The sequence below is a fragment of the Alteromonas lipotrueiana genome (assembly GCF_019249245.1).
GTDB lineage: Bacteria > Pseudomonadota > Gammaproteobacteria > Enterobacterales > Alteromonadaceae > Alteromonas > Alteromonas lipotrueiana.
Map to the genome: position 1 here is coordinate 24859 of NZ_JAESDK010000016.1, position 19897 is coordinate 44755.

The 19897-nt window shown below is 46.3% G+C and carries 24 protein-coding genes; 3 read left to right on the forward strand and 21 right to left on the reverse strand.

The window, feature by feature from the left end:
- Positions 1-10: 10 nt before the first annotated feature.
- The 21 genes from rpsD to JK130_RS11525 form a co-directional block, all read right to left on the reverse strand.
- Positions 11-631 carry a 30S ribosomal protein S4 gene (rpsD, locus tag JK130_RS11425; RefSeq protein WP_218354462.1) on the reverse strand — a complete coding sequence of 207 codons (621 nt, stop codon included), beginning with the start codon at positions 629-631 and terminating at the stop codon, positions 11-13.
- A 24-nt stretch (positions 632-655) separates the two neighbouring features.
- On the reverse strand, positions 656-1048 hold the full coding sequence (rpsK, locus tag JK130_RS11430; RefSeq protein ID WP_218354463.1) for a 30S ribosomal protein S11: 393 nt from the start codon (positions 1046-1048) through the stop codon (positions 656-658).
- A gap of 17 nt (positions 1049-1065) precedes the next feature.
- Positions 1066-1422 carry a 30S ribosomal protein S13 gene (rpsM, locus tag JK130_RS11435; RefSeq protein ID WP_218354464.1) on the reverse strand — a complete coding sequence of 119 codons (357 nt, stop codon included), beginning with the start codon at positions 1420-1422 and terminating at the stop codon, positions 1066-1068.
- Between the two features lie 163 nt (positions 1423-1585).
- Positions 1586-1699: a 50S ribosomal protein L36 gene (gene rpmJ, locus JK130_RS11440; protein ID WP_013786217.1), complete on the reverse strand. Its 114-nt coding sequence runs from the start codon at positions 1697-1699 to the stop codon at positions 1586-1588.
- A 25-nt stretch (positions 1700-1724) separates the two neighbouring features.
- Positions 1725-3044 (reverse strand): preprotein translocase subunit SecY, encoded by a 1320-nt coding sequence (gene secY / locus JK130_RS11445; protein WP_218354465.1) that lies wholly within the window; start codon positions 3042-3044, stop codon positions 1725-1727.
- Positions 3045-3049: 5 nt separating this feature from the next.
- Entirely contained in the window at positions 3050-3484 is a 435-nt protein-coding gene (gene rplO / locus JK130_RS11450) for a 50S ribosomal protein L15 (protein WP_218354466.1), read from the reverse strand.
- Positions 3485-3487: 3 nt separating this feature from the next.
- Entirely contained in the window at positions 3488-3667 is a 180-nt protein-coding gene (gene rpmD, locus JK130_RS11455; protein ID WP_195811084.1) for a 50S ribosomal protein L30, read from the reverse strand.
- A 6-nt stretch (positions 3668-3673) separates the two neighbouring features.
- Positions 3674-4174, reverse strand: a complete 501-nt coding sequence (gene rpsE, locus JK130_RS11460; RefSeq protein WP_108568767.1) for a 30S ribosomal protein S5 — start codon at positions 4172-4174, stop codon at positions 3674-3676.
- Positions 4175-4183: 9 nt separating this feature from the next.
- Complete coding sequence (rplR, locus tag JK130_RS11465) at positions 4184-4537, reverse strand: 50S ribosomal protein L18 (protein ID WP_218354467.1); 354 nt, start codon at positions 4535-4537, stop codon at positions 4184-4186.
- A 12-nt stretch (positions 4538-4549) separates the two neighbouring features.
- Positions 4550-5083 (reverse strand): 50S ribosomal protein L6, encoded by a 534-nt coding sequence (rplF, locus tag JK130_RS11470; RefSeq protein ID WP_218354468.1) that lies wholly within the window; start codon positions 5081-5083, stop codon positions 4550-4552.
- Positions 5084-5097: 14 nt separating this feature from the next.
- Positions 5098-5490: a 30S ribosomal protein S8 gene (rpsH, locus tag JK130_RS11475; protein ID WP_195811080.1), complete on the reverse strand. Its 393-nt coding sequence runs from the start codon at positions 5488-5490 to the stop codon at positions 5098-5100.
- A gap of 13 nt (positions 5491-5503) precedes the next feature.
- On the reverse strand, positions 5504-5809 hold the full coding sequence (gene rpsN / locus JK130_RS11480; RefSeq protein ID WP_218354469.1) for a 30S ribosomal protein S14: 306 nt from the start codon (positions 5807-5809) through the stop codon (positions 5504-5506).
- Positions 5810-5822: 13 nt separating this feature from the next.
- Positions 5823-6362: a 50S ribosomal protein L5 gene (gene rplE, locus JK130_RS11485; protein WP_195811078.1), complete on the reverse strand. Its 540-nt coding sequence runs from the start codon at positions 6360-6362 to the stop codon at positions 5823-5825.
- 16 nt (positions 6363-6378) lie between these two features.
- Complete coding sequence (gene rplX, locus JK130_RS11490) at positions 6379-6693, reverse strand: 50S ribosomal protein L24 (protein WP_218354470.1); 315 nt, start codon at positions 6691-6693, stop codon at positions 6379-6381.
- A gap of 12 nt (positions 6694-6705) precedes the next feature.
- Positions 6706-7074: a 50S ribosomal protein L14 gene (gene rplN, locus JK130_RS11495; protein ID WP_108568760.1), complete on the reverse strand. Its 369-nt coding sequence runs from the start codon at positions 7072-7074 to the stop codon at positions 6706-6708.
- Positions 7075-7269: 195 nt separating this feature from the next.
- Positions 7270-9369 (reverse strand): GAF domain-containing hybrid sensor histidine kinase/response regulator, encoded by a 2100-nt coding sequence (locus tag JK130_RS11500; RefSeq protein ID WP_218354471.1) that lies wholly within the window; start codon positions 9367-9369, stop codon positions 7270-7272.
- Positions 9370-9655: 286 nt separating this feature from the next.
- A complete protein-coding gene (locus JK130_RS11505) occupies positions 9656-11308 on the reverse strand; it encodes a S8 family serine peptidase (protein WP_218354472.1) in 1653 nt (550 codons plus the stop codon).
- Between the two features lie 487 nt (positions 11309-11795).
- Positions 11796-12536, reverse strand: coding sequence for a 23S rRNA (guanosine(2251)-2'-O)-methyltransferase RlmB (gene rlmB / locus JK130_RS11510; protein ID WP_218354473.1), 741 nt, complete (start codon positions 12534-12536; stop codon positions 11796-11798).
- Positions 12537-14849 carry a ribonuclease R gene (gene rnr / locus JK130_RS11515; protein ID WP_218354474.1) on the reverse strand — a complete coding sequence of 771 codons (2313 nt, stop codon included), beginning with the start codon at positions 14847-14849 and terminating at the stop codon, positions 12537-12539. It abuts the gene before it with no gap.
- 183 nt (positions 14850-15032) lie between these two features.
- A complete protein-coding gene (locus tag JK130_RS11520; protein ID WP_246587783.1) occupies positions 15033-15626 on the reverse strand; it encodes a tetratricopeptide repeat protein in 594 nt (197 codons plus the stop codon).
- A 130-nt stretch (positions 15627-15756) separates the two neighbouring features.
- Complete coding sequence (locus JK130_RS11525; protein ID WP_218354475.1) at positions 15757-16002, reverse strand: TIGR02647 family protein; 246 nt, start codon at positions 16000-16002, stop codon at positions 15757-15759.
- Between the two features lie 212 nt (positions 16003-16214).
- Here JK130_RS11525 and ubiD point away from each other — a divergent pair, with 212 nt between their 5' ends.
- The 3 genes from ubiD to JK130_RS11540 are packed head-to-tail and all read left to right on the forward strand — an operon-like array spanning position 16215 to position 19846.
- A complete protein-coding gene (gene ubiD / locus JK130_RS11530) occupies positions 16215-17684 on the forward strand; it encodes a 4-hydroxy-3-polyprenylbenzoate decarboxylase (RefSeq protein WP_218354476.1) in 1470 nt (489 codons plus the stop codon).
- 42 nt (positions 17685-17726) lie between these two features.
- Entirely contained in the window at positions 17727-18422 is a 696-nt protein-coding gene (gene fre, locus JK130_RS11535; protein WP_218354477.1) for an NAD(P)H-flavin reductase, read from the forward strand.
- Between the two features lie 59 nt (positions 18423-18481).
- A complete protein-coding gene (locus tag JK130_RS11540) occupies positions 18482-19846 on the forward strand; it encodes a M28 family metallopeptidase (protein ID WP_218354478.1) in 1365 nt (454 codons plus the stop codon).
- Positions 19847-19897: the final 51 nt, after the last annotated feature.

Below are 19897 nucleotides of genomic sequence, written 5' to 3' on the forward strand. Positions count from 1 at the left end.
TTAGTTAGCTTTACTTAGAGTAAAGTTCGACGATCAACTGTTCGTTAATTTCAGCAGACAGGTCAGTTCTTTCAGGAACGCGTTTAAACGTACCTTCCATTTTATTGCCGTCTACTTCAATCCAGGTTGGCTTCTCGCGTTGGTCAGCCAATTCCAAAGCAGCGACGATACGCGCTTGCTTTTTAGCTTTTTCACGAACAGAAACCACGTCTTCGGCAGAAACGTTATATGATGGAATATTCACACAACGACCATTTACCATAATCGCTTTGTGGCTAACCAGTTGACGTGCTTCAGCACGAGTACTGGCGAATCCCATCCGATATACTACGTTATCAAGACGCTGTTCTAAAAGTTGCAACAAGTTTTCACCTGTATTTCCTTTTAAACGAGCAGCTTCTTTATAGTAGTTGCGGAATTGTTTTTCCAGAACGCCGTACATACGACGAACTTTTTGCTTTTCACGCAGCTGTACACCGTAATCAGACAAACGGCCACGACGGGCACCATGCTGACCAGGCGCAGTATCGATTTTACATTTAGAATCGATTGCGCGAACGCCGCTTTTTAGGAACAGATCGGTTCCTTCGCGACGGCTAAGTTTGAGTTTTGGACCCAAATATCTTGCCATGTTCTTTCTCCAACTGTCCGTCGATTAAACGCGACGTTTTTTCGGTGGACGACAACCGTTGTGAGGAATAGGGGTCACATCGGTAATGTTTGTGATCTTGTAACCTGTTGCGTTAAGTGCGCGGATAGCAGACTCGCGGCCTGGACCTGGACCCTTAACAAATACTTCTAGGTTTTTCAGACCGTATTCTTGTGCTGCGATTCCAGCACGTTCTGCAGCTACCTGTGCAGCAAATGGCGTTGATTTACGTGAACCACGGAAACCAGAACCACCTGATGTTGCCCAAGATAGTGCATTACCAGAACGGTCAGTAATAGTCACAATAGTGTTGTTGAAAGACGCATGGATATGAGCCATTCCGTCTGCAACCTGACGTTTAGCGCGCTTACGCGTTGTACGAGTTGGTGCTTTTGCCATAACTTATACTCCCCCGCTTACTTCTTAATTGGCTTACGAGGACCTTTACGGGTACGCGCATTAGTTTTAGTGCGCTGACCACGTAGAGGCAAGCTACGACGGTGGCGTATGCCACGGAAGCAACCCAGGTCCATCAAACGTTTGATGCTCATGGAGACTTCACGACGCAGATCACCTTCAACGGTGAACTTCGCTACTTCTTCACGAAGTTTCTCTACAGTCGCTTCGTCTAGTTCTTTAATTTTTGTTGATTCTGCAACACCAGCATTTTCACAAATCGCTTTAGCGCGAGTTGTTCCAACACCGTAAATCGCTTGAAGCGCGATTACAGTATGCTTGTGCTCAGGAATGTTAATGCCAGCGATACGGGCCATTAACAGCACTCCTCTTGTATTTTATGTCGACAGCCTAAAAAGCCCGATAGGATACTTATCCATCGACAAAATTGCAACTTAAGGTTCATTTATTCGTAATAAGCTAAGCTGAACCTGATTGGTTCAGCTTAAAATTAATTCGACAAATGTACCGCGTATTCGATTAACCCTGCCTTTGCTTATGCTTAGGCTCTGTACAAATCACCCGCACAACACCGTTGCGCTTGATGACTTTACAGTTACGGCAAATCTTCTTTACTGATGCACGAACTTTCATTACATCACTCCGTAGTTCACTAAACTCATCGGCCGTAGCCTTTCAGATTAGCTTTCTTCAGAACAGACTCATACTGACTTGACATCAAATGGGTCTGCACCTGCGCCATAAAGTCCATGATGACTACCACTATTATCAGAAGCGACGTACCACCGAAGTAGAACGGCACATTCCAGGCAATCAACATAAATTCAGGCACTAAACAAATAAAGGTTATGTAAAGTGCGCCAGCCAAGGTTAGGCGAGTCATTACCTTATCGATATAACGTGATGTTTGTTCACCTGGACGGATACCAGGAATGAACGCACCAGACTTCTTCAGGTTTTCTGCTGTATCACGTGGATTAAAAACCAACGCAGTATAGAAGAAGCAGAAAAAGATTATAGCTGCTGCATACAACATCACATACAACGGCTGACCAGGTGATAGCATTAACGCTACATCCTGAAGCCAGGCTGTTGATTCATTCTGACCGAACCATCCTGCGATAGTTCCGGGAAACAGAATAATACTGGAAGCAAAAATTGGTGGGATAACCCCAGCCATGTTTACCTTCAGTGGTAAATGGGTACTTTGAGCAGCAAAAACTTTACGGCCTTGCTGACGTTTCGCGTAGTTTACCACAATTCGGCGTTGAGCGCGTTCCACGAACACCACCAAATAGATAAGGCCAATTACAATGGCACCAATTAATAACAGGAATAACAAGTTAATGTCGCCCTGTCGTGCTTGTTCGGCGGTCTGACCTATCGCTGTTGGCAGACCGGCAACAATACCAGCAAATATCAATATAGAAATACCGTTTCCGATACCTCGTTCAGTAATTTGCTCACCTAGCCACATCAGGAACATTGTTCCTGTGACTAAGCTCACTACCGCTGTAAAGTAGAATCCGAAGCCAGGACTTATCACCAATCCATTAATTAGGTTCGGCAAGTTTGTCGCTATTCCAATAGATTGGAAGGTAGCCAGAATCAGCGTCAAATAACGCGTGTACTGACTAATTTTACGACGACCTGCTTCACCTTCTTTTTTAAGCTCCATCATCGGTGGATGTACCACCGTGAGCAACTGCATAATAATGGATGCAGTAATGTATGGCATAATGCCCAAAGCCAGAACGGATGCACGCTCAAGAGCACCACCGGAGAACATGTTGAACATTTCAACGATGGTACCTTTCTGCTGCTCAAAAAGCTCAGCCAGAACCGCAGGATCAATGCCCGGAATAGGAACATAAGAACCTAACCGGAATACTACGATCGCACCGAGTACGAACAGCAATCTTGCCTTAAGCTCACTTAAGCCGCTTTTAGCGCCCGAATCCAATCCTGGTTTAGCCATCTAGCTTATTCCTCTACTTTACCGCCGGCAGCTTCAATTGCTTCACGCGCGCCTTTAGTAACCTTCAACCCGCTAATCGTAACAGCACGTGATACTTCACCACTCTTGACGACCTTAACAAACTGGATGTGCTTTTTAACAAGCCCAGCAGCTTTTAGGGTCTCAACAGAAGCAGTATCACCTTCTACCTTAGCGATTTCATTCAAGGTTACTTGATCAGTAACCATGCCCTTACGAGACGTGAAACCAAATTTAGGCAGACGGCGCTGAATTGGCATCTGACCACCTTCAAAACCTGGCTTCACAGAACCGCCAGAACGGCTTTTCTGACCTTTGTGACCACGGCCAGCAGTTTTACCAAGACCTGAACCAATACCACGGCCAACACGCTTAGCTGTGCTTTTCGCTCCAGGTGCAGGAGAAATTTCATTCAAACGCATGTGTTACTCCTCCACTACCTCAACCATGTAATGTACACGGTTGATCATGCCACGAACAGCTGGGGTGTCTTCCAACTCACGAACATGGTTGATTTTACGAAGACCTAGGCCTTTCAGCGTAGCTCGGTGCTTTGGCAAGCGGCCAATCGCACTTTTAGTTTGCTTTACTTTAATCGTTGCCATGTCTGCTTACCCCAAAATCTCTTCTACTGACAACCCACGCTTGGCAGCGACGCCTGCCGGAGAATTCATCTCTGTCAGTGCGTTGATCGTTGCGCGAACAACGTTCATTGGGTTAGTCGAGCCATAACATTTTGAAAGTACGTTTTGTACACCAGCTACTTCAAGTACTGCACGCATCGCACCACCGGCAATAATACCGGTACCTTCAGATGCTGGCTGCATATAAACTTTCGAGCCAGAGTGACGACCTTTAATAGGGTGTTGCAACGTGTGACCTTTAAGGTCAACAGTCACCATGTTACGGCGAGCCTTTTCCATTGCTTTTTGAATAGCGGCTGGCACTTCACGTGCTTTACCGTAACCAAAACCAACGCGGCCATTGCCGTCACCCACTACCGTCAATGCGGTGAAACTGAAGATTCGACCACCTTTAACCACTTTAGAAACGCGGTTTACGGCAATCAATTTTTCCAGCATATCACCATTTTGAACATCTTGTTTAGCCATTATAAACTCCTAGAACTGAAGGCCAGCTTCGCGAGCTGCATCAGCTAATGCTTTAACACGACCATGGTACTGGAAACCGCTGCGATCGAAAGCCACTTCTTTAATGCCTTTCTCAAGTGCGCGCTCTGCGATTGCCTTCCCCACTACTGCCGCTGCTTCAGCATTGCCAGTTGATTTAAGATCTTTTGCAAGATCCTGTTCAACAGTAGAAGCTGCCGCTAATACTTCAGAACCGCTGGGTGCGATTAGCTGAGCATAAATGTGGCGAGGTGTACGGTTTACTACCAAGCGATGCGCGGCCAGTTCACGAATTTTTGCGCGTCCGCGAGTTGCGCGACGCAAGCGAGCTGCTCTTTTATCCATCGTATCACCCACCTACTTTTTCTTAGCTTCTTTACGACGTACATGTTCGTCTGCATAGCGAACACCTTTGCCTTTATAAGGCTCTGGTGGACGATACGCGCGAATGTTCGCCGCAACCTGTCCTACCTGCTGCTTATCAGCGCCTTTGACGATGATTTCAGTTTGGCTAGGAGTTTGGACCGTAATGCCTTCAGGCATCTCGTATACAACAGGGTGAGAGAAACCCAGAGTCAGGTTAAGTTTGCTACCTTGTGCTTGTGCACGGTAACCAACACCATTCAACTGTAGTTTTTTCTCAAAACCTTCGGTAACACCTTGAATCATAGTGTTCAGAAGCGCACGTACAGTACCTGCTTGTGCCCAACCGTCAGCAAAACCTTCACGAGGTAATGCTTTAAGCTGGTTGTCTTCCTGAACCACTTCAACTGCATTGTTGAAGTTACGAACCAACGTGCCGTTTTTGCCTTTTACGGTAACGTCTTGACCAGCGATAGATACTTCTACACCTGATACAACGTCGACCGGGGCTTTTGCTACTCGTGACATATCAACTCCTCCGATTACGCAACATAACCGATGATCTCACCGCCCATGCCTGCTTTACGCGCAGCACGGTCGGTCATCACACCTTTAGAAGTCGACACGATAGCTACGCCTAGACCACCCATTACCTTTGGAAGCTCATCTTTTTTCTTATAGATGCGCAAACCAGGGCGGCTAACACGTTCAATTGTGTCAATTACTTGCTTGCCTTCGAAGTACTTTAACGTCACTTCTAAAACAGGCTTAACGTCACCAGATGCAGCGAAGTCAGTGATATAACCTTCAGCTTTCAACACGCCACAAATAGCAACGCGTACTTTTGAAGAAGGCATAGTCACAGAAACTTTCTGTGCCATTTGGCCGTTACGGATGCGGGTAAACATATCCGCGATAGGATCTTGCATGCTCATTATCAGCTACTCCTTACCAGCTGGCTTTTTTCAAGCCAGGGACTTCACCGCGCATCGCTGCTTCACGCAGTTTAATACGGCTAAGACCGAATTTGCGTAGGTAACCATGTGGACGACCAGTAATACGACAACGATTTTGTTGACGTACTCTGGCTGAATCACGTGGCAGTTGTTGTAGCTTCAGAACAGCGTCCCAGCGCTCTTCTTCAGAAGCGTTAACATCGCTGATAGTTGCTTTAAGTGCGGCACGTTTTTCAGCGTACTTAGCTACAAGCTTAGCGCGCTTCGCTTCACGAGCCTTCATTGATTCTTTTGCCATAACCCTACACCCCTTACTTTTTGAATGGGAAGTTGAACGCGTCCAGCAGAGCACGTGCTTCTTCATTAGATTCCGCACTGGTAGTGATAGTAATATCCATACCACGTACCTTATCAACTTTATCAAAGTCGATTTCAGGGAAAATAATTTGTTCACGCACGCCCATGCTGTAGTTACCACGACCGTCGAATGATTTAGGATTCAGACCACGGAAGTCGCGGATACGCGGGATAGCGATTGAAATCAAACGCTCTAAGAATTCCCACATACGCTCGCCACGTAGGGTTACTTTACAGCCAATCGGATAACCTTCACGGATTTTGAAGCCCGCTACTGATTTTCTGGCAACTGTGACAATAGGTTTCTGACCAGCGATAGACGCCATGTCAGACTGAGCATTCTCAAGAACCTTTTTGTCAGCAACTGCTTCACCAAGACCCATGTTCAAGGTGATTTTTTCAATCCGAGGGACTTGCATGACGCTTTTGTATCCGAACTGCTTCGCAAGTTCAGCTACTACTGTTTCTTTATAGAAATCATGCAGTTTCGCCATCGTACTCTCCAATTAATTAAACAAGTTCGCCGTTAGATTTGAAGAAACGAACTTTCTTCTCGTCTTCGAAACGGAAACCAACGCGATCTGCTTTACCCGTTGCCGGGTTAACAATCGCAACATTAGAAACGTGAATAGATGCTTCCTTTTCAATCACACCGCCAGGCTGACCCGCTTGCGGGTTAGGCTTCTGGTGCTTCTTGATAAGGTTTACACCTTCTACAACTACGCGGTTATCAGCAATAAGCACTTTCAGGACTTTGCCTGTTTTGCCTTTGTCTTTACCCGCTAATACGACTATTTCATCATCACGACGAATTTTATTAGCCATTATCGTGACTCCTTATAGTACCTCTGGGGCCAATGAGATGATCTTCATGAAGTTATCACTTCTCAACTCACGGGTTACCGGGCCAAAGATACGCGTACCAATTGGTTGCTTGTTGGTATTCAACAATACAGCCGCGTTATTATCGAAACGGATGGTTGAACCATCTGCACGACGAACGCCTTTTCTAGTACGCACCACCACTGCGTTCAGTACGTCACCTTTTTTTACTTTACCGCGAGGAATTGCTTCCTTGACGGTAACTTTGATGATGTCACCGATACCTGCATAACGGCGATGCGAGCCACCAAGAACCTTAATACACTGAACCCTGCGAGCGCCGCTGTTATCTGCAACGTCCAGGTTAGTTTGCATTTGGATCATGTTAGTGCTCCGCTATTAAATGAAAACTCTTTCGAGTCGATTACGCTGCTAAAAGCAACAAACACTGTTGCTTTTATGTACATACCCCCATAAAAAGGGCGCGAAATGATAACAGATAAGATAGGTCAGCGATAGGCTAAATTTGAATTATTTTTAGACGATCGAGGATGCCGCCTTTCAAAACGAATAAAGGCGTTAAAATTCGCTACCTTCAGCCTGATAGGCGCCGATAAGGTAACGTCTAATACATTTTCCAAGCTGTTCAACACTCACCGGTTTGGTTAAATAGTCGTTCATTCCGGCTAATACACATTTTTCACGTTCGCCAGCCAAAGCATTCGCTGTCAGTGCAATAATTGGCACTGTCAGTGCGTCTTTCCCAAGCTTACGAATAGCAGCAGTTGCTTCGTAGCCGTCCATAACGGGCATTTGGCAATCCATCAAAATAAGGTCATAGCCTTTTTCTGATGATTGACTGCGGACATATCGGTCCACGGCTTCGCTGCCATTTTGAACAAGATCTGCCTCAATGCCAAGCTCTTTTAACTGTTCAGCGATAACTAACTGATTTATTTCGTTATCCTCTACAACCAGCAACCGGCAACCGGCCACCATTTCGGCAGTTAATTGAGATGCATCATCAAAATAACAGTCATTTTCGGTGGTGGCGGCTGCTTGTGTCGATTTATTCAGCTGCAACGCGACTATAAATGTTGAGCCCTCGCCCGGCGTACTCTTTACCCGTATCCCCCCACCCATATGTTCCGCAATTTGCGCCACAATAGACAACCCTAAACCCGTTCCGCCAAAGCGTCGGGTGGTGGCGCTATCGCCCTGCTGAAAAGGTGAAAATATCGCTGCCTGACGATCTGGCTCAATGCCTATGCCCGAATCCTGCACAATAAGCTGTACGAGAAATTTTCTGTTGCTTTGCTCTAGTACCCGGGTTTTAACGCTTACCTGCCCGGCGGCCGTGAATTTGATTGCATTGTTTATCAGGTTCGTCAGAATTTGTTTAACTCTGACCGGGTCGGCCATAAAGTACAGATTATCGGTGGCTGTGGTCTCTACCTCTAAACAAATTTCTTTGCTCTTGGCGATATGTTCAAACACCCGTTGTTGTTCATGAATGAGCGCACTGATATCGACGGGTACCTGCTCAAGGCTAATTTGTCCGGAATCTATTTTTGAAAAATCTAAAATATCATTGATAAGACCTAAAAGCGTTTTTGCACTGCTTCTGGCGACCTTACAGTATTCTTGCTGTTGTTCATCCATAGTGGTCTTTGACAAAGCATCAAGCATGCCCATCACCCCGTTGATAGGCGTGCGTATCTCGTGGCTCATATTTGCTAAAAACAGACTTCTGGACTGTAGCGCCTGTTCTGCTACACGCTTTTTTTGTTCTAGCTCATGCGCCGCAACCACTCGGCTTGTCACATCCTGGGTAGCACCAATCACTTTATCTGGCTCACCATTACGATAAGTCAGCTTACATTGGGCCTGAACCCAAAATTGCCGACCGGTATAGCTTTCTACCTGTATTTCAACTGAAAACTCTTCGCCTGTTTCCATCATGCGAAAGAAACGTGCATGGGTTTCTTCACGTTGCTGCGGATCACAGATGAATTTGAATGCCTGGTCGGTGGAAACTTTATAGTCTCGGGGAAGATCGTACATTTCGCGTAGTGGCTCTGACCAGAACATTTCGTCGCGAGCAATATGATACTCCCACGAACCGACACCGGCCAACTGCGCCATTTGGTCAAATAATTGGCTTTGATGGGCAAGCTGCTGTTGCTGCACCTGCAATCCATCTAAAAATTGCTTGCGCGAGAATTCGGCGCCTACCCACTCAGCCAATAGCATCATTTGGTCAAGCGCCAGCTTTGTAAAAGGCTGTGAACGTGTTGAGTTGGCAAAAAAAGTAATGGTGCCGAATTGCCGCGCATCCACAACTAAAGGCACCGCAATGTAACAGCCAAACCCTAATTGTTTGATACAAGAATGCTGAAGCTCTGGATTGTCGCCAGTGTTGTGATATGCCACAACTTCATGTTGATTAATGGTATCAAGACAATGGCTTTGCTGCAGAGGGAGCATATCATCTTTTGTAAAGGGTCCATCTTCGGGATAAACCGCCAATATCTCGAAAGCATCTGTATGTCTACGGGTAATAATACCGGTATCCATTTGCAATGTGTTGCACCCGATACCTAATAGTTGGTTAATCTTTTCTTCAAAAGATTGCAATACATCAGATGAAACTTCGTTTAGAGCTTTTAGAATGTCCATGGAGTCTCTGTGTTTGATACTAGCTTAACTGCGCGTTGCACTGTTACCGATTTTGGTCGCTGCTCTGAGTGTAGTGAACAGTGAAGTATCTTTAAAGCTTTGTTTATAGCAATAAGACTACTTTTTAGAGCAATGCCCGGTTTATGTGATTCTTCATTCTGATTAAGCGACCAACAGTTTGCTTTTTGCAATATCACGAAAGGGGTTTCTGTAAATTGACGTACAGCTGCTTTAAAAACAAAAAGGCCGCTTTAGTAAGCGGCCTTTTATTAGTTATTGTTCAGATTTACTCGTAAGAGTAATTCATGGTAACACCTGAATAAGTGCTATAGGCGCGAATACCTATATTCCAGGTGCCTTGAGATGGATTAGTGAAAGTACAAACTTCACTATTGCCGTTTTTATAAGGACGGCAATCATAGCTACTGGTCGTCGGCTCAGCACCAAAGCGAACATACAGGTCAGCATCACCCGACCCGCCTGAGGTTTGAATTGTCATCGAGCTTACGCCTGCAGGAATAGTCCATGTATAGCGCTTCCAGTTTCCTCGGGTAGCTGAAATGTTATTTACTTCACCTGATACCGGATCTACACCACTCGGAGGAGGCGTGCCACCACCACCGTTTCCGCTACAACCGTTCGCATTGATGTAATCTACGGCATCAGCTACTTTCACAATACCGTACCCGTAGTAGTTATCACGTCCGGCCGCACCACGATCTTGCGCAGTGGCGTTTAAGACAGAACGAATCTGGGTATTGCTACACTGCGGAAAATAGCTCCATACTAATGCTGCGGCCCCTGCTACGTGAGGCGTTGCCATTGAAGTACCATTTAATGTGGCATAGCTGTTTGTAGGGTACGTAGAATAAACTGACGAACCTGGCGCTGCTATTTCTACCTGAGAATTATATTGTGAATAGCTGGCATGATTAGCGTTAGAGTCTACTGCAGCCACCGACACTACGGCATCATATGAAGCAGGATAAGACTTCACGCTATTGCCATCGTTACCTGCCGCAGCCACTAATAATATGCCGCCGTCTTCAAAAGACTGCATTGCCGCCGCTTCAGCTGAAGAAGAACCGCCGCCACCCAAGCTCATATTAACGACATTTGAACCAGCATCTTTACACTGCTGAATACCGTCAATAATATCTGATGCAAAGGTCCAGTTACCGTTGTCATCAAAGATTTTAACAATATGCATGTCTACGCCCGGGTAAACACCGACTACCCCTTGCGTATTGTCGTAAGCTGCAATGGTTCCTGCTACGTGAGTGCCGTGGCCGTTGCCATCGTTATACCAGTTACCCACTGCGCTGTTGTTTCCTACGCCCGATACACCGCCATTGGTGTCAGGTAAGTCTGGATGGCCCAGGTTATAGCCGGTATCGATAATACAAACTTTTCGCGCGCCCGTATCGCTTTGAGCAAACTGACTGGCTTGCACCATATTGATGCCGTAGGGAGTAGTTTGTGCCATTAAATGACGACGCGGATCCGGAGCAATGCTGGCAATATTCGGGTTTTTACGCAGTTTATTAAGCTGCCCCTTGTTCATGGAGGCGGCAACCATTTTTTGTTTGTTAAGAACTTTGTGGGTCTTCGCGCCAACCGATTTTAATATATTTTTAGCTGCAATAGCATCAAAGGCTTGATCAGCGGCGTTGTCTGAGGGGCCTTTATTAAGCTTTTGCTTACCTTTTAATGCAGCAACGCCTGTTTTTTTAAAGGTAACGATATAGCGATCCTGGTCATCAGCTAATACCAATCTGTCACTTAGTGCATTTTTCAGCAATCCGGCCGGAGCAGAATTCTGAGTTTCTTTCGTGACCTCTACCGGGCCATTCATTGCCGCACTTACTGACATGCTTATTGTTGTGATTGTTGCCAGTAAAACAGCTTTACCGCAAAGTGTGCGTTTATTATTCAACATTTATTGTTTCCTTTTACTATCTTGTTATGTTTTGTTTCTTATCTCCCTCGCTCTTCAACGTAGCGTTACTAGCAGGATTATTATTATTGTATTCAGCGCAGTTTGTTTTTCGTTTACCGAGAAAAGAGGCGTATTTCCGTATCCTCTACCCGCGAGACTAAAAACTGTCATCTGAATATTTGTTGTTGGTGCAAATTCACCAGAAGGCCTCATACTACAAATCCACGAAGAAGAATCTGTATAGTTTGTTATGCGTAATTATGAAACTAGATACTTATTTTGATTTGTAAAAATCGAGTTTCTCAACGCCAACAGTGAGCTCTACGTAAGATTGGCCACCTATTTATGTTTCACGCCCTGTTAATAATTTTAACATTTCAGAAACATATTTATAACTTAATGAGATTTTTGAAGAAAAGAAACAGCAAGGAATAAGTTAGGAAGGAAACCTCTGTCAACTTATGTTCACTAACAGAGGTTGAATGCATTATTGTTGCCGCTGGCGCACGACCTCATACAGACAGACACCCGTGGCTACTGACACGTTTAAACTGGAGACCGAACCTGCCATAGGCAGTTTAATAAGCTCGTCACAGGTTTCCCGGGTCAATCGACGCATGCCTTTGCCTTCGGCACCCATCACTAATGCCATAGGGCCACTAAGCTTTGTATCATATAAGGTTTGGCTAGCTTCACCCGCGGTGCCGATTACCCATACGCCGGCATCTTGCAGGCTTTTAAGCGTTCTTGCCAAATTGGTTACCTGAACAAACGGCATAGTTTCGGCAGCTCCGCACGCAACTTTGCTTACGGTGCCGTTGAGGCCTGCTGATTTATCTTTGGGAACCACTACCGCATGTACGCCTGCAGCATCGGCGGTACGCAAACAAGCCCCCAGATTATGAGGATCGGTCACGCCGTCTAAAATCAATAAAAATGGTTTGTCGGCTTTTTCGACAATCCCAGCCAGATCATTTTCGTCTAACATTCTGGCGGGTTTTGCTTTAGCCACCACCCCCTGATGTTGCTCGCCGCCAACTTTGTCATCTAAAGATTTACGGTGACAAAACTGCACACTGATACCAAAGCGACGGGCCTGATTAATAATTTCGCCAAGACGATCATCAGTTCGACCTTTTAAAACCATTAACTCAAGAATACGTTCAGGTTCTCGCTCTATGACCGCCTGCACAGCGTGCAGACCATATAAAAACTCTTGTTGCGCCATTTATCTTTTCTTACCTTTACCTGAGAATGATTTACCGGTTTTTTTGTTGTCGTTCCGCGGCTTAGATGTTGATTTATCTTTACGGCCCGATTTACCTGACTCTCTCACTTTTACCTTTTTACCACTGCGGTTTCGCACCATGGCGGCATCCAGGACCAGGTCAATTTTACGCTCATCCAGATTTACCGCCGCTACCTTGACGGTAATGTTGTCACCTAAACGAAATTGCCGCGCTCCGGTTTCGCCAATCAGCATTTGCTTTACATCATCATAGCGATAGTAATCATCTTCCAGCGAGGTGATATGAACCAGTCCGTCAATATGATAATCGGTCAGACGCACAAATAAGCCAAAGTTGGTTACCGAACTGACCACACCTTCAAAGCTGTCACCCACATGATCTTGCATAAACTCACACTTTAACCAGTCTGCAACATCGCGGGTGGCATCGTCGGCCCGGCGCTCGGTCATTGAGCATTGTTCACCCAGTTGTGAGATTTCTTCTTCGCTATAACTTTTAGCACCAGAAACCTGTTCGCGATATGGTGCTTTTGCAAGAATGCCTTTAATAGCACGATGCACCACTAAATCAGGATAACGGCGAATAGGGGATGTGAAGTGCGCGTACTGTCCTAAAGCCAGCCCAAAATGGCCGATGTTTTCACCATCGTACACGGCTTGTTTCATAGAGCGCAGTAACATTGTCTGAATCAGTTCCTGATCAGGCCTGTTACGGGTTTTGAGCACTACATCAGTAAAGTCGGCGGGGGTGGCGTCTTCGGTAATACGATGAGGAACACCCACTTCGCTAAGATACGAGGTAAACGAGGTAAGACGATCGGCATCGGGTTTATCGTGCACCCGGAATAAAGTAGATGCTTTGTGTTCTTCAAGCATTTGCGCCGCGCTCACATTTGCCATGATCATGCATTCTTCAATCATTTTGTGAGCATCGTTACGCGTCACTGGCACAATGTTTTCTATCTTGCGCTGCGCATTAAAGACAAACTTACTTTCTTGTGTTTCAAATTCGATTGCTCCGCGTCCGGCCCGGGCTTTTTTCAGGGAACGGAACAGCGCATGTAAATTGCGTAAATGCGGAACCTGATCTTCATAGCGTTGATTCAGATCTTTATCGCCCTGCAGGATTTTCCAAACCTTATTGTAGGTCAGCCGGGCATGAGAATTCATCACGGCTTCGTAGAACTCAAAGCTGTCAAGCTTACCGTTAGGCGTGATGGTCATTTCGCATACCATACACAACCGATCAACCTCTGGGTTTAGTGAGCAAAGACCATTAGACAGCTGCTCGGGCAGCATTGGAATAACCTGCTCAGGAAAATATACCGAGTTACCACGATTAATGGCTTCGCTATCTAATGCTGTACCAGGACGTACATAGTGACTGACATCGGCAATGGCGACCCATAGTTGAAACCCTCCATCGTCCAGGGGTTCACAAAATACAGCATCATCAAAGTCGCGGGCGTCTTCACCGTCAATAGTCACTAAGGGTAATTGGCGTAAATCAATACGACCGTGTTTGGCTTCTTCAGGCACCGCTTCGGTTAGCCGGCTAACCGAACGCCCTACCCCTTCTGGCCATTGATGGGGAATATCAAATGAGCGCAGCGCCATTTCAATTTCCATTCCCGGTGCCATATGCTCACCCAGAATTTCTTTAATCTGACCTACCGGGCTTACGCGGCGACGGGGACGCTGAGTAAGCTCAACCACCACCACCTGACCCATACGAGCACCATTTACATGCTCTTGCGGAATAACTATTTCATGATTAATACGACTGTCGTCGGGTATCACCACTGCCATGTTATGTTCGGTGAAAAAACGTCCAACGATAGGTTCTGAACGTGGCTCTACCACCGCAACAATATAAGCTTCTTTGCGCCCTTTACGATCGGTACCACTGACGCGCGCATCGACCACATCATCATGCAGAAAAAGCTGCATCTGGCCGCCGCTGATGTACATATCGCCGCTTCGGTCTTCGGGCCGAAAAAAACCAAACCCGTCGCGATGACCAATGATTTTTCCGCGGATAAGGTCGGCTTTATCCATTATTGCGTAGCGTTTGCTTTTGGTAAATTGTAGCTGACCCTCACGCTCCATTGCCCGCAGCCGGCGCTGGATGCCAATACGGTTGTCTTCTTCCGTGGCGTCCACTGCTTCGCATACTTCAAGAAAAGACATGGGTTTGCCGTGAGCCTGTATTATTGACAACAGATATTCGCGGCTCGCTACCGGGTTTTCGTATTTTTCTTGTTCGCGTTTGAAATGGGGATCGTCACTCATGCAGTTGGTCTTTTACCTGTAGTTAGTTTATACACACGTTTTATACCGCTAGTATAACAGCTACACACTGTAAAATATGGTTATATTACCAGCAGATAAAATTCGTTCTGTCTAAGCCTTACTTTTACTGTGTCACAAAATACTTAGATCGATTTTTGTTATGCAGCGATACGAGCAACCCATCTATAGTGGCGAGCGCGCTCTGCGAACTGCTTTGGGGTGCATCAGCTTTTTCAGTGCCTGAAGATACTCTGTCACTTTGTTATGAGTCGACGGGTCTGCAGTAATGGCTTGATGTAGCCACCGATACGCATCTTCATAGTCGTAGGGGCTACCATGCCCTTCAATAAACAGCTCGGCTAATTGTAACTGGGCGTTAAGGTTACCCAGTGCTGCGGCTTCTCGCAAAAAAATGACTGCGCGCGACAAGTCTTGTTGAACCAAAGTGGCGTTTTTGTAATACCTTCCCAGCTGTTCTAAAGCAGCGGGTAAGCCTTGCTGTCCTGCTTCCTGAATTAACCGTATGCCACGGGTAGGATCAGCTTCAACACACACTCCCCAGGCCAGCATATCGCCCCATAAAAATTGATAAGACGGTTCTTTAAGCACCTCGGCATGAGCTTCAATGTCTTGCACAAGCTGACACCGGTCAGCCATAACTTTATTCAAATGCTCATTTTTATTAATAAGCGCAATTAACTGGTCTTGGGTATAAAGCTGAACAGCCTGAAGAGGCTCAGACTGACCATAACCCGAAGGTGCAAAACAAAGAACCATACAAAACAGCAAAAATTTCATCAGCCGGCTTCCTACTATTACCGCATTCATACGTTACCTATTGTTTATCGGCAACACTTATAAAAACTATAATAGTAGCCCTTCCGGCTTAAAGGCAACGACACCTGGGTTAGTTAAGTTTCCGAAGCAGTGCGCTGTAAACCCGGCGTGCGTGATCGGCAACTTCTATACCCAAATCGGTAAGGTAGCCACCATCAGATTGGGTAATTAACCCTTTGGAATAAAGACTTTGCGCAGCCTGAACGGTAGATTGAGTCGCATCATTGTGAATTTTAAGTCCTTGCATCAGGCTGTCTGAAGGAAACTTAAGTAACAGGTTCAGTTCTTCGGTCATCGATTTGTCAAATGTACCCATGGCAAGCTCCTGATTAGGGAAAACAAAGTGGGGTGACTTACATTATATTTTTGTCACGTTTTGTCTATATGACACCCTATCCGCGTCGCTGTCCAGAAAAACTTTACTTAAGAGTCATTGGTTTAGTGTACTCGCTCGCAGGCTACTGTGTTTACATTGCATAATGTTATACTGGCACTACTATTACCCACTACAACGTTCACAGGTTACCCATGAAGTATAAAGACCTACGCGATTTCATTGACAAGCTGGAAGCTCGCGGTGAATTAAAGCGTATCACCCGCGAGATTGATACCAACCTGGAAATGACTGAAATTGCGGACAGAACATTACGCGCAAAAGGTCCGGCGTTGCTGTTCGAAAATCCAAAAGGCAGCACTATACCGGTTTTGGCAAACTTATTTGGTACTCCCGAGCGCGTGGCTCTGGGTATGGGTCAGGATAGTGTAGAAGCTTTGCGTGAAGTGGGTAAACTGCTGGCTTATTTAAAAGAACCAGAGCCTCCGAAGGGGCTAAAAGATTTGTGGCAAAAGTTGCCTGTTTTTCGTCAGGTGCTAAACATGCCGGTAAAAGAAGTACGTAAGGCGCCCTGTCAGGAAGTGGTTATACAGGGTGAAGATGTAGACCTGACGACGTTACCAATTCAGCGTTGCTGGCCCGGGGACGCCGCGCCCCTGGTTACCTGGGGGTTAACCGTAACCCGTGGGCCACACAAAAAGCGTCAGAATCTGGGTATCTATCGGCAACAGCTTATCGCTAAAAATAAACTGATTATGCGATGGTTGTCTCACCGGGGAGGGGCGCTGGATTTTAGAGAATGGTGCGAAACTCATCCCGGCGAACCGTATCCGGTTTCCGTGGCTTTAGGCGCTGACCCTGCGACCATTTTAGGTGCAGTAACGCCTGTGCCCGACACGCTAAGCGAATACGCCTTTGCTGGCCTGCTACGCGGGGATAAAACCGAAGTCACGCAATCTTTGAGTAACGATTTGCAGGTTCCGGCCACTGCAGAAATTGTTCTTGAAGGCTATATTGCTCAGGATGAAACTGCTCCCGAAGGCCCCTACGGCGACCATACCGGCTATTATAATGAAGTTGACACCTTTCCGGTGATGACCGTGACGCATATTACACATCGTAAAAACCCCATTTATCATTCTACCTATACCGGTAGGCCGCCTGATGAACCTGCTATTTTAGGGGTTGCCTTAAATGAGGTGTTTGTTCCTATTTTACAAAAGCAGTTTCCAGAAATTGTCGATTTTTACCTACCGCCCGAAGGCTGTTCGTACCGCATGGCCGTCGTCACCATGAAAAAACAGTATCCTGGCCATGCTAAACGCGTAATGATGGGGGTGTGGTCATTTTTGCGACAATTTATGTATACCAAGTTTGTGATTGTTTGTGACGATGATGTCAATGCGCGCGACTGGAACGATGTTATCTGGGCGATAACCACCCGCATGGACCCGGCCCGAGATACGGTCATGGTAGAGAACACGCCCATCGATTATCTGGATTTTGCCTCTCCGGTATCTGGATTAGGTTCAAAGATGGGCATGGATGCCACTAATAAAATGCCAGGCGAAACCGACCGTGAATGGGGCACACCTATTGTTATGGACGAAGCGGTGAAACAGCGCGTGGATGACATCTGGGATGAGCTTGGTATCATGGGCTAGCGTCTTCATGTTTTTAGCGATTTAATGTAAAGAAGAGAATTAATGTCACAAATCAAATGTCAGGTCGACACAATAACACCGCTGGCCGAGGCTGTTTTTCAGGTCATTCTTACCCCTGAAAAGCCGCTGTCTTTTTATGCTGGTCAATATGTGCTGGTGCATATGGGCGACAACGACAAACGACCTTTTTCAATCGCTAATGCCGCGTTTGATAATCACAAAATTGAGTTGCATGTGGGGGCTGATGAAAACAATGCCTATGCCACAGAAGTGTTAGATCGCATGCGTAACAATGGCGAGATCTCTATTAGTGGCGGTCATGGCGAAGCCTATTTGCAATCTAATGGTAAGCCAATAATATTGATTGCCGGGGGCACCGGGTTTTCTTACACCTGGTCTATTTTACAGCAAACCCTGCAAGATCATCCTCATACCTCTGTGACTTTGTACTGGGGCGGAAAAAACAGCGATGACTTATATTTGCACGATGAGCTTAGCAAACTAGCCGATGAGCATGAGCAGTTCAGCTTTATCCCTGTGATAGAATTTGCTAATGATGGGTGGCGTGGCAGAACTGGCTGGGTACACCATGCTGTTATTGCCGATTATCCATCATTAAAAGATACACAGGTTTATATTGCTGGCCGGTTTGAAATGGCTAAAGCAGCCCGAGACGATTTTACCGCCCGTGAGCTCTCTCAAACAAACTTGTTTGGTGATGCTTACGCGTTTATTTAAGTCACGCCGTATTAAAACAACCACATGGCGTGACCTCAACAAGCTTAGAAGGAGCTTTTATGTTTGCACGCCTTGCTGGTATTGCAATACTAACGACCACCTCCCTGGGAAGTGTCGCTGCACCTAACGATGAAAACGATAAATTACACGCTATTCCAAAAGCGGTATCTGCCGACAGAATTGAGCAGGACATTCGTAAGTTAGTGGGCTTTGGCACCCGTCATACTTTATCTGAAACCGAATCGGATACCCGCGGTATTGGCGCAGCCCGCCGCTGGATAAAACAAGAGTTTGAAGCTATCTCTGCCCAGTGTGGAGGATGTCTTGAAGTGATGTTTGTCGGCGATACCATAAGTGGGGAAAAACGCATTCCTGACCCCACCGAAGTTATCAGTGTTATTGCGATTCAACGTGGTTCAACCGATCCTGATCGTTATGTTTTGATGTCGGGTGATATTGACTCGCGGGTCTCTGATGTTATGGATGCAACGTCTGACTCGCCTGGCGCTAATGACAATGCGTCTGGTGTGGCCGGCACCCTTGAAGCGGCCCGGGTTTTATCGCAATACAAATTTAATGGTAGTATTGTTTATGCTGCTCTTGCGGGCGAAGAACAAGGTCTGTTTGGTGGCAAAATTTTAGCAGCTAAAGCTAAAGAAGAAGGCTGGCGTTTAAAAGCCGTGCTAAACAATGACATGATTGGCAATATTGAAGGGGTTAACGGTGTCATAAACAACACCACAGCGCGTTTATTTGCTGAAGGTACCAGAGTCACCGAAACCGACAAAGAAGCACGTACTCGCCGCTTTACCGGTGGTGAAGTTGACTCACCGTCCAGAAACCTGGCCCGCTATATCGATCGTCTGGCCGATAACTACATTCCAAATCTGGATACTATGGTGATTTACCGGTTAGACCGTTTTGGTCGCGGTGGCCACCATCGGCCATTTAACGATTTGGGCTATCCTGGCATTCGTATTATGGAAACCAACGAAAATTATGTTCGTCAGCATCAGGACCTTCGGACTGAAGACGGCGTAGAATATGGTGATACCATTGAAGGCGTCGATTTTGATTATGCGGCTAAGCTTACCTCGTTAAATGCAGTAAGCTTGGCGTCAATGGCATGGGCTCCCGCCCCACCTGCTGATGTTAAAATTAAGGGCGCGGTTTCTCCCGACACCACGTTAAGCTGGGCGAAAGCGAACGATAAGCAAAATCCACAATTAGCGGGTTATAAAATTTACTGGCGCTATACCGATGCCCCTCAGTGGCAGTACAGCAAATTTGTGGGTGACGTCACCAGTGCAACCTTAGAGAACGTGGTTATCGATAACTATTTCTTTGGCGTGGCAAGCGTAAGTAAAGACGGTTATGAAAGCCCGGTCGTATTTCCGGGGGCGGCAGGCAGCTTTGGCGAGTAAATTGCCAGCCTGAAGCTAATTCCCAGTCACAGTGTGTGTTTATGACATACT